Origin of the sequence: Bacillus sp. RHFS10, assembly GCF_016757475.1 — a bacterium.
Classification (GTDB): domain Bacteria; phylum Bacillota; class Bacilli; order Bacillales; family Bacillaceae; genus Bacillus; species Bacillus subtilis_G.
Window position 1 is genome coordinate 19,298 of sequence record NZ_JAESPO010000003.1, and the last position, 14,221, is coordinate 33,518.

Consider the following 14,221-nt stretch of genomic DNA (forward strand, 5'->3'; position numbering starts at 1 on the left):
AGCTGTTTTTCACCCTTTATTGACCTGATACTCATAGACGTTCTTCTTTTCTGATAAGTGGGCAAGGGTTGAAAGCACGAGTCCGCATGCGGTCATAAGCGCTCCGCCCGCAAATAGCCAGGAATAAGAACCTGTTCCGCTCAAAATCATCCCGCCGATCCACGCACCGAGCGCATTAGCAAGGTTAAACGCCGACACGCTGACAGCGGCGGCAATCGTTGTGCCGCTCTCAGAAGAGGAAATGACCTTCGTTTGCAGCAGAGGTGGTGTGCCGAATGCGCAAGCCCCAAATAAGAATGTTGCAACAATGGCTGCGGCCGAGTAAATGGCGATGTAAGGAAATACAGTCAGGACACCGATCAACCCGATCATCACACCGATCATCGTCCGAGTGAGCAGAGGAAGCGGCACTTTTCCCGCAAAGAAATTCCCCGCAACGCCTCCCAATCCGTACGCAAAGAGAGCGCCTGTAATGCCGACTGTGCTGAATCCCGCTGAATGTCTCAAAATGGGTTCGATAAAGGTGTAGGCGATAAAGACGCCGGAATAGCCTAAAATCGTAATCGCGAAGGAATACCGCACTTGTTTGTTTTTAAATACCCCCCACTCATTCATAAGCGTGGGGATCACTTTTGGTTTTCTGTTCGGAACGGCAGCCATGAGGCCCAAGAATCCGATGCCCCCAAGTGCGGTAATGATAGAAAATACCGCTCTCCAATTCAGGACATCTCCGAGATAAGAGCCGAAGGGAACACCAAGCATCAGAGCCACTGTCAGTCCGCCGTTCATTGAGGCTGCGGCTGCGGCACGCTTTTCCGGCGGAACCATTTCACTGGCAAATACCATGGCGATCGCAAAGAAAGCGCCGTGAATGGACGCGGATAAAATTCTTGAGACGGCCAATACCGCAAAATTAGGTGCCAGCGCGCTCATCAGGTTTGAAAGGATAAAAATCGCCATCAGCCCAAGCAGCACAGGCTTTCTCGGGAGCTTGACGGAAATGATGGTGACGAGCGGGCCTGTCAGACAGACGCTTGCCGCGTAGGCCGTGACAAGAAGCCCCGCGGATGAAACCTGTATATGAAAGTCATTGGCAATCGACGTCAAAATCCCCATCACAGCGTATTCTGTGTATCCGATTGAAAAGGTACAAATCATAAGAACAAAAATAATAAATTTCACTGATGGTTTTTTGATACTCAACGTCGATCGCCTCCTTCGATTTTAAAAAACAACGAGTTTCATCTTAAAAGATTTATGGAGTGAATTCAATGATTTTTTCTTTAAGATTCAGTGTAAATGTGCTGCAAATAAAAAGAGGCTGATATTCAGCCTCTCTGTTACACTTGCTTCTTTTCTTGCAATACTGAGATTGGCAGCGCTTCTTCTCGCTGAGGAGACGAGGTTCTGTATCCCCATGCGAAAACGCCATTTAAATAACTGATGGTAAACTCGTCCTCAGTGTCTTCCACACGATACGTTTTTCCCGGTGAGAAATCTTCCGGAGTCAGCAAATATGCCTTTGCCATCGTAATTTTCCGTTCGAGCACTGCCAGTTCGTTGATGATCCCATGCTGTTCCGCTTTTCTTGCTTTTTCAGAAAGTGATGCGATTTCGGTATTGAGTTCGTGCGGTGTCATTTGACTGTATCGTTTCTCCATTTTTCAGCTACTCCTCTTCTTGCAGAAATTTCTCGATTAAATCGAGTGAGAATCCTTTGCGGAATAAAAATTGTTTGACCTTCATGGCGCTTTCATATGAGCCGTCAAAGCGGTATTTTCTAAACGCTTTTTCGGCGTGAAGGCGCAGCGCTTCTTTCTCTGTGTCTTCATCATTTTCATATTCAATCTGCTCTAGCGCAGCGCTGATGACATCAAATGAGAAGCCCTTGCGCTGAAGCTGCATCTGAGCGCGCTGTTTGAGTTCTTTCGTCGAAAGTTTTTTATCTTTTTTGAGAAGCTTTTCAACATGCTTCACTGCTTCTCTCGTCTGATCTTCAAAGGAAAAGGAACTTAATGCCTCCTTAATTGTATCGTCGTCGATCCCCTTCGCTCTCAGCTCTCTGAACAAAACATCAGGGCCTTTTCCGTTCGTTTTTTTGTGGGTGCTGACATAGGCCGCGGCAAATTCCTGGTCGTTTAGGTACTTATAGTCGTTGAGCTTATGGATGACTTCCGCAATTGCAGGCGCTGAGGTTTCTTTTTTCTTTAAGTGGTCCTCGACCTCTTTCGTTGACCTCATTCGGTAGGATAAAAAGTCAAGCGCACGGTTGAAGCCTTTTTTTACTTCATCACCGTATTGAATCTCAATGATATCAAGGTCATCAAGCTCTTTTCCCTTTTTGAGCTCAAATTTCACGAGCACGTCCGCGTCCACACTGAAGGCGTATTTTTCATCCAGAAAAATATTGAAGCGTTCCGTATTCTTTTTTTGCGTTGATATTTTTGTAATAAATGGCATCTTAATCTCCCTTCTCAGGCCTGAAACGCGTTTTCTTTGATTAAAATGAGGTAAAGTATAGTTATTAGAACGATGAGGAGAGATGTTTATGAATATCGCAATGACAGGCGGAACCGGTTTTCTCGGCCAGCATCTGACAGGCGTTCTTACCCGCCAGGGACACCATGTTTATATTTTATCAAGAAACGCAAGGGAAACTGAACAAAAAAATATGACATATGTTCAATGGCTGACGGAAGGAGCCGCGCCGGAGCAGGAACTTCCTCATATTGATGTCTGGGTTAATCTTGCGGGAAAATCGATTTTTGGCCGCTGGACAGAAAAAACGAAGCAGCAAATCCTCTCCAGCCGTATCAATGCGACACGTGAAGTGCAGCGGCTTATTCATAAACAGAAGGAAAAACCGAAGACGCTGATTCAGGCCAGTGCCGTGGGCATATACGGCACAAGTCTTGAGAAAACCTTCACAGAGGATTCCGCAACGTCAGATGAGGATTTTCTCAGCCATACTGCACATTTGTGGGAAAAGGAAGGACAGAAAATTGAGGCGATGGGCATCCGAACGGTTTATGCGAGATTTGGCGTGATGCTTGGGGAAAAAGGCGCTCTCCCGCTTATGGTTCTTCCCTATAAGCTTCTGGCCGGCGGAACGATCGGGACGGGCAGACAGTGGCTGTCATGGATTCATGTCGAGGACGCGGCCCAGATGATCCGATATGCGATGGAAAACAGCGACATTTCAGGACCCATGAATGTCACCGCGCCAAACCCTGTGGAAATGAAGCAATTCGGAAAAACGATTGCGCGGGTGAAGCACAGCCCGCACTGGCTCCCCGTCCCGGAATTCTTTTTATCAAAGGCATTGGGTGAAATGAGTCTTCTGATTGTGAAAGGACAGCGCGCCCTGCCTAAAAAAGCGATGACCTCCGGATTTCGTTTTGCATATTCGGATCTTGAATTCGCGCTCTCACAGTTGATTACGAACCGAAAGGCTGTATAAAAACGGAAGGAAGCGTAAACCTTAAGAATAACATGGTTGAAGGAGGTCCTTTTATGGAAAAGAAGAGGGAGAAGCATCAGCAAGGCGCCAATCTGAAGAAAATGCAGGAAGTTCTTTATTCAGGCGAATTTAAAAAAGCGGAAAAAGCTGCTAAGCGCAAGTAGGAATACATAGCCCCTTTATGCCAGATACTATGTTTGTTTGATATCACTTTTTAGGGGGAATTTGATATGGGCAGAAATCATATTCACAAAAACCGTGATAAAAACAAACAAAAACTTCCTCAAGTTCCCGACGCATTAAAAAGGGAAACTGACGGTGTTTACGAAGAATATTCAAGCGAGCTTGCTGATGCGAATGACCGCGAAGCGCAAGAGCGTGCGAAAGCAGCAGACAACAGAGCGAAAAAGAAAACTCGTTAACGAAAAACCCCTTGTCTCCGTTTGAGACAGGGGGTTTTTTACATGTCGGTGAACCGTTCACGGATCGGCGTGCGCTTTTTCACTTCCGGCGCTTCGTCAGGATAGCCCGTTTGTATGATAGCGGCGAATCGTTCATGATCCTGTAAACCAAAGGCCTGATGCACCTCTTTGTCGTAAAGGATTTTTCCGCTTTTCCAAACCATGCCGATTCCTTTTTCCCAGGCAAGAAGCTGAAGATTTTGAATCAATGAGCTGGTTGCCGCAAAATCATCGTCTCGCGCTCTTTCGTTTTCATCTTCTTGAAACACGACGAGCAGAAATCCCGGTACGCGTCCAAGTGTGTTTTTGAAATTTTGAAGCTTTTCCTCTGTTATATCCGGCTTGGATTTCTTAGAGAATGCTGCAAATGTGTTGATCAGATTTGCTTTTCCCGTCTCACTAGAAACGTAAATAAATCTCCATGGCTCTGTCACTCTGTGATTTGGCGCATATTTCGCCGTTTCAAGCATGTCAAGAATATCTGCTGAAGGTACTGGCTCTTGTTTAAATTTTCGAATCGATCTTCTGCTGCGTATGATGTCCCGCAGGGCTGAATGTTGATGTATCTGTTCGGTTTGAGGCATACCGTCTCACCTTCCTAAGCAATTGAAAATGATTATCATTCATAATGATAACGGATAGTGCATCTTTTTGTAAACCATCATCCGTATTAGATTTTTAGAATACGGGTTTCTGAGTAAACAGCCGTTCCTGTCATATTCACTTTCACACGGCCGCCGTCTTCGTTCATTTCGATTTCCACTTTCCCGTCTTTTCCTATTTCCTGCCCTTGTTCAATGATAAATTCTCGCTGCCCGGCATTGCCGTACTGTTTCATATAAGCCCCCATCACGCCGGATGCCGTGCCCGTCACGGGATCTTCTATCGTTCCCGAATACGGGGATGAAAAGTGGCGTCCGTGCAGGTCGCTGTCGGGATGAATGGTTTCAAAGGTAAACGGGTGGACTGAAGCGTTTGGCAGATCAACTAATACTTCCGGAAATTGTTTGTTATCAGGCACCATTTTTTTGGAGGCCTCTAATGATTTAAGCGGAACGATGGCTGTCCATATGCCAGTGCTGCCAAACACAATCGGAAGGTCTTCATGCAAATCTTCTTCAGAGATTCCTAGCGCGCCCGCAAGTTTTTCCCGATTGCCTGTAAATGGTTTGAATTGCGGAGATGCCTGTTCAAGTGTGATATGAATGCGGCCTTCTTTTTCAGAAGTCTTCACAGGCAGGATACCGGCTTTTGTCTGGATACTGTATGTTTTACCGCTCTCCAGCATTCCTTTTTCACATAGTGCGTAAAGAGAAGCAACTGTTACATGGCCGCACAAGTTCATTTCGTGTCCAGGGGTAAAGTAACGGAGTTCAAGATCAGCCGGCTCGCTTTTCCGGATAAAGGAGGTTTCTGAATATCCGGCACGCTCAGCTATGATCTGCATCTCTTCGTCAGTGTAATGGTCTCCCTCCAATACAACGCCTGCGGGGTTTCCTTTGCCGGGACTGCTTGTAAATGCTTCATATTTTAATACCTCTATTTCTTTCACTTGTCTGCCGCCCTTTCTTTATCAATGTCTCTGTCAGTATACCAAAAATGATTATGAATTTTCAGTCATTATCAAAAAAACCCATTTTCTTTTGAAAATGGGTGTAGCCATCAAGTGTTTCTCGTTTTATAGAGCAAATAAATAAAATAAGGGGCGCCGATAGCGGCTGTAAAAACGCCGGCTGGCACTTCCACCGGAGCAAATAAGGTTCTGCCGACGATGTCAGCTGTTAGGACGAGCAACGCCCCTATGAGTGCCGACGCCGGGAGGAGCGCACCATAAGACGAGCCGACGAGGCGTCTTGCAATATGGGGCGCCATCAGCCCGACAAAACCGATTGTGCCGGCAACCGAAACCGCACAACCCGTAAGAGCCGTGCTCAAAAGAAGCAAGAAAAAACGATTGCGCTGCACGGCGCTTCCCGCACCCGCCGCAATATCTTCGCCCAGCACCTGTATATTCATATTTTTCAGCGCGATAAAACAAATAAAAATGAGAATGACAGATAAGATAATTGCTATTTTTACATGCTGCCAGTTTGATCCATAAACTGATCCAGTGATATACACATTGGCTTGTGATGCTCGGTAAATTGGGCCTTTGATCATCAGCAGGGTGGTCAGCGCCTGTGCCGACATTGAAAATCCGATCCCGATAAGCACCAGCCGAAATGTGGAGGCGCCATTTTTGTATGCCAGTAAATAGACGATGAGCCCAACAGCTGAGGCACCGATAAATGCAGCCGCCGGAAGCCATGACAGACTGATCGTAAGTGAACTGCTGCGGTCTGTAAAAAACATCATCACAAGCACGACTGCTACCGCCGCTCCCCCCGTTATTCCGATAATATCCGGAGATGCGAGAGGGTTTCTGACGAGCCCCTGCAATATCGCGCCTGCCGCCGCCAAGCAAACGCCGGCGCATAAAGCGGTCAAAATTCTTGGCAGGCGGAATGACATGATCATCAGTTCATCCAGCTTGGAGCCTGCACCAAAAAATGTTTTTGCCACATCCCAGGGAGGAATAAACCTTTGTCCGAGACCAGCGCTAATGATCAGTACAGCCGCTGTTAATCCCAGTAAAACGAAAAAGACGATCCATGCTTTCTTTTCAGCCGCGGTAACGCCAAAACGAAGTTTCATAGTTTTGCCCCCCTTCTTGCGATGTATACAAACACAGGCATACCGATGATGGCTGTCATGACCCCGACAGGAACTTCCTGAGGCATAATGATATATCGGGCCCCGATATCCGCGGCAACAAGCATAACCGCACCCAAAACAGCGGAAAACGGCAGAATCCAGCGATAATCATTGCCGACGATAAACCGCGCAAAATGCGGAATAATGATGCCGATAAAGGAAATCGGCCCGGCAATGGCCACAGCAGATCCGGCAAGCAAGACAACACAAAGCGCCATCACAAATTTCAGCAGGCCCGTTTTTTGGCCGAGTCCTTTTGCCACATCTTCTCCCATAACGAGGAGATTCATTTTCTGGCCAAGAAAGAAGCTGATCATAAGCGCTGCGGCTGCATATGGAAGCATTGTCATCAGCAGATCCAGACTCCTGCCCTGCACAGAGCCGGTCAGCCAAAAAAGCACCTGAGCGAGCTCGAGTTCATTGACAGAAAGCAAGCCTTGTGTCAGAGAAGAAAACATGGCCGCCATGGCAGCCCCCGCCAGCGTCAATTTGATTGGCGTCAGCCCTTCCCTTCCAAGCGAGCCTGCGGCATAGACGATCGCAGCGGTAAATGTTGCACCGAGAAAAGAGCTCCATACTAGCGCCTGAGGTGATTGAATATGCAGAAAAAACGATCCGGCAACAATAAAAAAACCGGCACCGGCGTTAACTCCGAAAATCCCCGGTGACGCGAGCGGATTTTTTGTGAGCGCCTGCATGAGAACGCCTGCGGCTGCAAGCGAGGCGCCGACAACTGTGGCAACCACTGCACGCGGGAGCCTGACGTCTTTGATGATGACATGTTCATTTGTACCGTTGAAAGAAGTAAACGCCTGATAGACCTGTCCCCATGACGTACCTGTATAGCCGTAAACAACGCTTGCACAGACAGCCGCCAATAAAGTCAAAATCAGACATACTAACACAATCCATTTTGAAGATGCCTTTTTGCAGATCATGATCTAATTCTCCTAGTTTTTTACTATGTCATGTTTGTTTTTGAGAATAATCCTCAATTAGGGATTGACACTCTCAACACTGCTTATTATGATCTAAATGATAATGAATTTCAATATTGGGAGGAAAAAGATGAAAAAGCGCATCAGCACGCTATTCGTATTTTTAATGGCCCTTATGGTGCTTTCTGCCTGTAATAGTTCAGAAAGTTCAAGCGACAGCGAGGGGACAAGCAGCAAAACCAGAACGGTTAAACATGCAATGGGGACATCAGACAACATTCCCGCCAATCCAAAACGGATTGTTGTTTTAACAAATGAAGGAACAGAGGCGCTCTTAGCGCTTGGCATTAAGCCTGTCGGAGCCGTAAAGTCATGGAAGGGCGACCCGTGGTATGACTATCTGAAAGATGACATGAAAGGTGTTAAAAACGTCGGTCTTGAAACGGAACCGAATGTGGAAGCGATCGCAGAATTAAAGCCTGATTTGATTATTGGCAACAAAGTGCGCCAGGAAAAAATTTATGATCAGTTAAATGCGATTGCGCCGACCGTTTTCGCCGAATCTTTGGCTGGGAACTGGAAGGAAAACCTGACTCTATATGCCAACGCGTTGAATAAGGCGGACAAAGGCAAGGAAGTCATTGCCGATTTTGATAAACGCGCTGCCGATTTAAAAGAAAAGCTTGGCGATCAGACAAATAAAACCGTTTCTGTCGTACGCTTTTTATCCGGCGAGTCAAGAATCTATTATACCGATTCATTCTCGGGGATTATTTTAGACCAGCTTGGCTTTAAACGCCCTGAAAAACAGGTGGAGCTGTTTAAGAAACAGAAAGATCAATTTACGTTCTCAACAGACAGTAAAGAGTCCATTCCTGAAATGGATGCCGATGTGCTGTTTTATTTCACGTATAAAGCCGATAACGCAAAAGAAAATGAAAAATGGGCCAGCCAGTGGACGAGCAGTTCACTATGGAAAAACCTGAAGGCCGTGAAGTCAGGTAACGCCCATGAAGTCGATGACGTCGTATGGACAACCGCAGGCGGAATTAAAGCGGCAAACTATCTGCTTGATGATATTGAAACCTATTTCTTAAAGGCGAAATAAAAAAGGACTCCGTCTGGTTAGACGGAGTCTTTTTTGCTTTTACCGATCAGCCGCGTAACGAGGAACATGGTGACAGAAAGAGATCTGTTTTTCCGGTACGCCAAGTATTTGCCGCGCCACTCCGGTTTATATTTTTCTTTAAAGGCCCTGAGCCCGCTGAAACTGTACATGTATCTGACATTATTAAAAATGACAGCGGCAAATCTTTCTGACCAGAAGGATGTAAAGGCGGTGCCGACATTGGCCAAGGGCGCCATTCCCATGTTAAACGACGTGCAGCCTTCCTCCTTCGCCCATAAAAACATGCGGATGAACAATGCGTCCATAATGCCGTTCGGGGCGTCATCGCGGTAGCGCATCAGATCGACTGAGATTTCCCCTTCCTGATACATCGGCATGACATTTGCGAAGGCAACGATCTCTCCTTCTGCATTTTTCATGTAGGCGATCGGCGCTTTCTGTAAATATGAAGGATCAAAAAATCCGAGCGAGAACCCCTTCTCCTTTTTCGAGCCGAGCCATTCATCCGAGATTTGTTTCAGTTCCTCCAAAAACGCATCAGAAAATGGGGGATGATCGATATGGAAGGTATATCCCTCCCGCTCAAAGCGGTTATTGATTGCCCGAAGACCGGCTTTTTTCTTCCCGGTCAAGGTAAATGTATTTAAATCCACATAGGCTTCCTCGCCCAGTTTAAAGAAGTTATAGCCGAAATCGTGATACAGCGCCATGTCCTCTCGTTCAATTTGATAGAACAGAACACTGAATCCTTTCTGATGCGCTTCGTTCAGAAATTCTTCCAGCACGAGCGGGAACGATTCTCTTCGGCCTGACGGATCGCCGAGCACGACCAGCCTTCTGGCGATTTTCCCAAACAGAAGCAGTGCATTCCCATCACTTGAAAAATAAAACCGCTTATCTCCAAGATAGCCGAGGTGGCTCAGCGCGTTCCCGCCATTTTGATTTAAAAATAAAGCAAGGCGATCGGGATCAGCTTTTTCCCCGATTGGTTTTGTCTTTTTATGATACACCACTGTAAATAAAAAGAAGAACAGCGGCACAATGATGATCGCCATGATAGTTGCATAGGTAATATGCGAGTCGCTGTGGACGAAATATTCGTGGCGCATCACCTTCTTCATATGTTCCCAAATGAAACCTGCAATGACGTTATAGTTAAAGAGCGCCACAGTGAAAAGCGCTGCAGCGAAAATCATTTGTCCGAGCGTATAGGATGCCTGTTCTCGAACAAATTGTTTTTTCAATAGCACAAGCAATACAATAATCACCGGCAGTACGAATATCGCACTGATGTTGAGTCCTTTTAAGAAGCTGAACACAAAACCGCCGACAAGCGCTGTAATCGCCATCGTATAGGAGCGTTTTGTCCGTTTATAAAGCTCGATAGGCAAAATCAGCAATATAAGCGCTGAGCTTAAGGACAGGCCGTTGAACAGCAAAAGGGCCGGGCGCGGAATGTGCGGAATAACCGTCAGCCTGTCAATCGGCAAAGATACTGAAGCCAGGACAATCAGCCCGGCAACAAACACAATAAGGGAAAGCGAGCCCTGCAAAATTCTTAGTAATATCGCCCGCTGGACGACAAGCAAAACGTTTGTCGTCTCAATTGCCGGTGCGATGCGCGGATTCGTTTCGAGCCGTCTCATTGTATTTTCGGTCAGGTTGCCGGCAGCAAAGAACAATCCCAGACCGAATGGGATAAATGAATAGACGATCCTGTACAAGAGAATAGATGTCACAATGGCCTCCTGATGATAGCCAAGCTGCTCCATCCCGAGCAAAAACAAAAGGTCAAATGAGCCGAAGCCGCCCGGCACGAGACTAATCATCCCTCCGATCGCCGCAATGACGAATACCCCGAACACATACCGGATATCAGCATGAATACCCATGGCGAACAAAGACAGATAGATGACGCCTCCAGCCATTAGCCATTCGGCAACGGAAGCGCCGATATAAGCGAAAATCGGATTTTTCACTTTGTCCGCATTTTCTTCGTCTCCGGTTTTACGGCCTTTTAATTTAGAAACCGCTAGTGATAGCGGCAATAACAGCGCGAAACCGATAATGACCGCCCACAGCCAAGGCTTTTCATGAATCACTTCATCCACTGGCAGCACTCGTGCGGCGACGAAAATGCTGAAAACAGATAACCCGAGAAGCATTGAGGATGTAAGCCAGGCGATTCCTTTTACGAGCGCCTTATGGTCTTTCGTATGCTCTTTATAAAACATCATTCTTAACCCGACTCCGGCTAAACCGCCGAACCCGAGCACATTATTAAATGAATTGGCGATCCAGGAAACCCTGAATACCTTTCCGTTTGTGATCGAAAGGCGCAGTGAGTATTTCAAGACATAATCATACAGCGACATGGCCGCAACAGCCAGCAAGCCGACCAATACAAGGATAAATAAGTCCGTACGTTCCAGGCCGTTGATGACCATGAGCGTGCGTTTGAATGACAGATTTGTCAGTTCTTTTTTTGATTGATAAATAACAAATAGTAAAACCGCAATAGGAAAAACAATTTTTAAAACGGATAAAGCATTCTTTTTAATCAGCAATGGTCTCTCCAATCATATTCTAGTTCAATCTGCTTCCCTAATAATCTCCCACTCATTATACACTACTGTTATTTTTCGGACAAAGTCCCGCATGCGGTTTCTGCTCACTTTCTTTCGAGAGTGAAAATCGAGTAATATGGTAAGAGGAGCGAATGATGAGGAAGTGATGAAATGGAATATAATTTACATGATACAACGGTATTAAACGAAAACATTCTTTCATCTGAGGAACGGGAAATATGGGTGCTTTATATGAAAGTCTTAACCTCTGCCGGGCTCGGTGACGTGTCCGAGTGGATGAAGCTGGATATGAGCATGCCGCAAATGAAAGTGCTGATGCTATTAAACAACCATGGAACACTGAAAGTAAGCGACATTGCTGAAAAAATGGGGGCTTCCCTGTCCAATACAACAGGGCTGCTTGACCGCCTTGAGAAATCAGGGTTTGTCAAACGCTCACATTCTGAAGAGGATCGCCGCTCAGTAGTTGTTCAGTTGACTGAGAATGCAAAAAATATTTTTCGTGGTCTTTATGAAAAGGGCCACCTGAAATTAAAGCGTTCACTGGAATTGCTGTCTCCTGAAGAAAAGCGGGCTGTTTCCGAAGGGCTTTCTATCCTTTCAAAAGCATTAGAGAAAGTGAAAAAAGAATAAATCTTTAAGTCTGTCCTCCGCAAACCGCGGAAGCAGGCTTTTTTTATTTGACATTTAGTTCATTATGAATGAATAATATATTCAAAGTGAACAAAAAGGGGTTGATGAATATGTCTGAAGCATCGGTAGAGCAGAAAAGCCAAAAGTGGGCGATCAGCCTGTTTACCATCGGTGTGTTTATGGCTGCGCTGGATAACGGAATTATTTCGGCGGCTTTAACAACGATAAACGAGTCGTTTGCCGTTTCTCCTTCCTGGGGGTCGTGGGGCATTACCCTTTATACGCTCGGCCTTAGCGTCAGTGTGCCAATCGTCGGAAAGCTTTCCGACCGCTACGGCAGAAAGAAACTCTTTCTCATTGAGGTTTGCCTGTTCGGACTTGGTTCTTTGCTTGTTGCTTTGAGCCAAAGCTTCCCGCTTTTTCTGATCTCACGGCTGATTCAGGCGCTTGGGGGCGGCGGGATTTTCATTATCGGCAGCTCACACATTCTCGCTACCCTTCCAAAGGAAAAACAGGGGAAGGCGCTTGGGCTGCTTGGCGCGATGAACGGGATGGCCGCTGTGCTCGGGCCGAATATCGGAAGCTTTCTGCTTGACTGGACCGGATCTTGGCATTGGCTGTTTTTGATTAATCTGCCGATTGCCGTGTTATTGGTTGTTTTCGGTGCATGTTTTATTGCGGAAACAAAAGCGCCTGAAGCTAAACGCCTTGATACGGCGGGAATCCTCCTTCTATCCCTGTCGATTTTAGCTGTGATGTACGGCATGACGAATCTTGACGGAGCAAATCTCTTAAACAGCTTGGGAGATCTAGAGGTTTATGGATGTATTGGTTTTGGCATTCTTTGTTTTGCAGGGCTTATCTTGTTTGAAAGGCGGGTTGAAATGCGCGGGGGCGATCCGATTTTGGCGTATTCTCTGCTGCGGAACCACATGTTTCAGCGCACGCTTATTATCGGTTTGTTATCTGGCGGACTCTTGGCGGCGGTCATTTTTATCCCGTCATATGTTGAGCAGTATTTGGGTGTCCCTGCTGCAAAAGCAGGCTATTGGATGACACCGCTTGCGTTAGCTTCAGGAATCGGCGCTTGGCTTGGCGGAGCGCTCACCGACAAAAAAGGTCCGGTGAAAATCGTTATTCTTTCAGGAATCATTTCATGTGCGGGATTTGCTTTATTTCCGCTTTGGGTGACGGAGAAATGGGAGTTTGTAATCGCTAGTGTGGCGGCAGGCATCGGTTTTGGCTTTCTGTTAGGCGCCCCGCTGAACGTCCTTGTATCAGAGGCGGCGAAAACGAATAAAGGCACAGCGCTTGGCACGCTTTCATTGGTCAGGCAAATCGGACTGACATTGGCGCCTACTCTTTATGCAGGTTTTATCACAGCCGGTTTTGACCAAATCGGTGATGAAATCAAAAACCGCTTATCGGATAGCAGACAATCAGAAACGGCGATGCAAGCGATTCCGAAAATCGACAGTTCTGATGTTTCTGCTTTACAAGCACAAATCGAACGCATTCCCGTGCCTGAAGTCAAAACCGCGATAAGCGATGCCATTCACGCGAGTGTCGCCAGCGGCTATGATCATTTATATGCAGCGGCGGCTGTGATTTCACTGCTGGTGATTGCCGCTATGACTCTTCCGGCTTTCCGCCGGCAAAAGCGTTAAGACCACCCCATCCGTTTGGAAAGCTCCGTAATATGGGCGATATGATGATGTGAGTGCCAGACATACAGCCCCAGTGCGTTCTCCAGGGTCATGATCTCTTTTGTGTCGGGGTGATAAAAACCACACTGAAATTGATGATCCGTCAGGGTGCGGAGAAGAGCCGCCCATCGCCCGTGAAGCGCCTGCAAAAGTGCGAGTGAACCGCTCGGATCAGCTGTTTTCGGGTCCTTTAGCTCCGACCACGCTTTTTCATCATATGGACGGATGGCCGGTGTCTCTTCCGTCAAGCTCAGCTTAAATCGAATATAGCTGTTCATATGACTATCAGCCAGATGGTGAACAACTTGCCGAACGGTCCATCCCCCGTCCCGGTACGATGTGTCAAGCTGGCTGTCCGTCATGCCTTCAACGGCTTGTTTCAGCTTTGCCGGCACTTCTTCAAGGGCTTGAATCCATTCTGCTTTTTGCTCCTTCGATACAGATTTCCTCGGCCTATATTCTCCAATTGGATAGCTTAGTTTGGCTATTGTCATGTACGTTCTCCCTTCTGATTCATCTTCTCCTTTATTTTACAAGAAAAAGATTGTATCT

15 protein-coding genes are annotated in these 14,221 nt (G+C 46.7%); 6 read left to right on the top strand and 9 right to left on the bottom strand.

Annotation, left to right across the window (positions count from 1 at the left end; genetic code table 11):
* Positions 1-9: 9 nt before the first annotated feature.
* From JMN17_RS12685 to recX, 3 genes are all read right to left on the bottom strand, one after another.
* On the bottom strand, positions 10-1,203 hold the full coding sequence (locus JMN17_RS12685; protein ID WP_202328257.1) for an MFS transporter: 1,194 nt from the start codon (positions 1,201-1,203) through the stop codon (positions 10-12).
* A 137-nt stretch (positions 1,204-1,340) separates the two neighbouring features.
* Positions 1,341-1,661 (bottom strand): YfhH family protein, encoded by a 321-nt coding sequence (locus JMN17_RS12690; protein WP_087992613.1) that lies wholly within the window; start codon positions 1,659-1,661, stop codon positions 1,341-1,343.
* A 7-nt stretch (positions 1,662-1,668) separates the two neighbouring features.
* Positions 1,669-2,460, bottom strand: a complete 792-nt coding sequence (gene recX / locus JMN17_RS12695; RefSeq protein ID WP_087992612.1) for a recombination regulator RecX — start codon at positions 2,458-2,460, stop codon at positions 1,669-1,671.
* A gap of 88 nt (positions 2,461-2,548) precedes the next feature.
* Between recX and JMN17_RS12700 the strand changes: the two genes are divergently transcribed.
* The 3 genes from JMN17_RS12700 to JMN17_RS12710 all read left to right on the top strand — a co-directional run bounded on the left by JMN17_RS12700 (position 2,549) and on the right by JMN17_RS12710 (position 3,882).
* On the top strand, positions 2,549-3,460 hold the full coding sequence (locus JMN17_RS12700; RefSeq protein WP_087992611.1) for a TIGR01777 family oxidoreductase: 912 nt from the start codon (positions 2,549-2,551) through the stop codon (positions 3,458-3,460).
* A gap of 53 nt (positions 3,461-3,513) precedes the next feature.
* On the top strand, positions 3,514-3,624 hold the full coding sequence (locus JMN17_RS12705; RefSeq protein ID WP_003223230.1) for a YfhE family protein: 111 nt from the start codon (positions 3,514-3,516) through the stop codon (positions 3,622-3,624).
* A gap of 66 nt (positions 3,625-3,690) precedes the next feature.
* A complete protein-coding gene (locus tag JMN17_RS12710) occupies positions 3,691-3,882 on the top strand; it encodes a YfhD family protein (protein WP_087992610.1) in 192 nt (63 codons plus the stop codon).
* A gap of 38 nt (positions 3,883-3,920) precedes the next feature.
* On the opposite strand, the gene JMN17_RS12715 is transcribed toward JMN17_RS12710, so the two are convergent.
* The 4 genes from JMN17_RS12715 to JMN17_RS12730 form a co-directional block, all read right to left on the bottom strand.
* Positions 3,921-4,505, bottom strand: coding sequence for a nitroreductase family protein (locus JMN17_RS12715; RefSeq protein ID WP_087992609.1), 585 nt, complete (start codon positions 4,503-4,505; stop codon positions 3,921-3,923).
* Between the two features lie 86 nt (positions 4,506-4,591).
* Positions 4,592-5,473: a PhzF family phenazine biosynthesis isomerase gene (locus tag JMN17_RS12720; RefSeq protein WP_202328258.1), complete on the bottom strand. Its 882-nt coding sequence runs from the start codon at positions 5,471-5,473 to the stop codon at positions 4,592-4,594.
* Between the two features lie 110 nt (positions 5,474-5,583).
* A complete protein-coding gene (locus JMN17_RS12725; protein ID WP_202328259.1) occupies positions 5,584-6,615 on the bottom strand; it encodes a FecCD family ABC transporter permease in 1,032 nt (343 codons plus the stop codon).
* Positions 6,612-7,613 carry a FecCD family ABC transporter permease gene (locus JMN17_RS12730; protein ID WP_202328260.1) on the bottom strand — a complete coding sequence of 334 codons (1,002 nt, stop codon included), beginning with the start codon at positions 7,611-7,613 and terminating at the stop codon, positions 6,612-6,614. The genes JMN17_RS12725 and JMN17_RS12730 overlap by 4 nt, the downstream gene beginning before the upstream one ends.
* Before the next feature lie 130 nt (positions 7,614-7,743).
* Here JMN17_RS12730 and JMN17_RS12735 point away from each other — a divergent pair, with 130 nt between their 5' ends.
* Entirely contained in the window at positions 7,744-8,721 is a 978-nt protein-coding gene (locus tag JMN17_RS12735; RefSeq protein ID WP_202328261.1) for an ABC transporter substrate-binding protein, read from the top strand.
* Between the two features lie 17 nt (positions 8,722-8,738).
* Here JMN17_RS12735 and mprF read toward each other — a convergent pair whose 3' ends face one another.
* Positions 8,739-11,309 (bottom strand): bifunctional lysylphosphatidylglycerol flippase/synthetase MprF, encoded by a 2,571-nt coding sequence (mprF, locus tag JMN17_RS12740; RefSeq protein ID WP_087992604.1) that lies wholly within the window; start codon positions 11,307-11,309, stop codon positions 8,739-8,741.
* Between the two features lie 171 nt (positions 11,310-11,480).
* Here mprF and JMN17_RS12745 point away from each other — a divergent pair, with 171 nt between their 5' ends.
* The gene (locus tag JMN17_RS12745) at positions 11,481-11,963 is read left to right on the top strand and encodes a MarR family transcriptional regulator (RefSeq protein WP_087992603.1); all 483 of its coding nucleotides are present in this window, start codon (positions 11,481-11,483) and stop codon (positions 11,961-11,963) included.
* Between the two features lie 110 nt (positions 11,964-12,073).
* Positions 12,074-13,630 (top strand): MFS transporter, encoded by a 1,557-nt coding sequence (locus tag JMN17_RS12750; RefSeq protein WP_202328262.1) that lies wholly within the window; start codon positions 12,074-12,076, stop codon positions 13,628-13,630.
* Here the strand turns inward: JMN17_RS12750 and bstA are convergent.
* On the bottom strand, positions 13,627-14,163 hold the full coding sequence (gene bstA, locus JMN17_RS12755) for a bacillithiol transferase BstA (RefSeq protein WP_202328263.1): 537 nt from the start codon (positions 14,161-14,163) through the stop codon (positions 13,627-13,629). The genes JMN17_RS12750 and bstA overlap by 4 nt on opposite strands.
* Between the last annotated feature and the right edge of the window lie 58 nt (positions 14,164-14,221).

Coding starts and splice junctions, on each gene's coding strand:
- JMN17_RS12700 (WP_087992611.1), top strand. CDS start 2,549: ATGAATATCGCAATGACAGGCGGAACCGGTTTTCTCGGCCAGCATCTG.
- JMN17_RS12735 (WP_202328261.1), top strand. CDS start 7,744: ATGAAAAAGCGCATCAGCACGCTATTCGTATTTTTAATGGCCCTTATG.
- JMN17_RS12750 (WP_202328262.1), top strand. CDS start 12,074: ATGTCTGAAGCATCGGTAGAGCAGAAAAGCCAAAAGTGGGCGATCAGC.
- JMN17_RS12710 (WP_087992610.1), top strand. CDS start 3,691: ATGGGCAGAAATCATATTCACAAAAACCGTGATAAAAACAAACAAAAA.
- JMN17_RS12730 (WP_202328260.1), bottom strand. CDS start 7,613: ATGATCTGCAAAAAGGCATCTTCAAAATGGATTGTGTTAGTATGTCTG.
- bstA (WP_202328263.1), bottom strand. CDS start 14,163: ATGACAATAGCCAAACTAAGCTATCCAATTGGAGAATATAGGCCGAGG.
- JMN17_RS12690 (WP_087992613.1), bottom strand. CDS start 1,661: ATGGAGAAACGATACAGTCAAATGACACCGCACGAACTCAATACCGAA.
- JMN17_RS12725 (WP_202328259.1), bottom strand. CDS start 6,615: ATGAAACTTCGTTTTGGCGTTACCGCGGCTGAAAAGAAAGCATGGATC.
- JMN17_RS12705 (WP_003223230.1), top strand. CDS start 3,514: ATGGAAAAGAAGAGGGAGAAGCATCAGCAAGGCGCCAATCTGAAGAAA.
- JMN17_RS12745 (WP_087992603.1), top strand. CDS start 11,481: ATGGAATATAATTTACATGATACAACGGTATTAAACGAAAACATTCTT.
- JMN17_RS12715 (WP_087992609.1), bottom strand. CDS start 4,505: ATGCCTCAAACCGAACAGATACATCAACATTCAGCCCTGCGGGACATC.
- recX (WP_087992612.1), bottom strand. CDS start 2,460: ATGCCATTTATTACAAAAATATCAACGCAAAAAAAGAATACGGAACGC.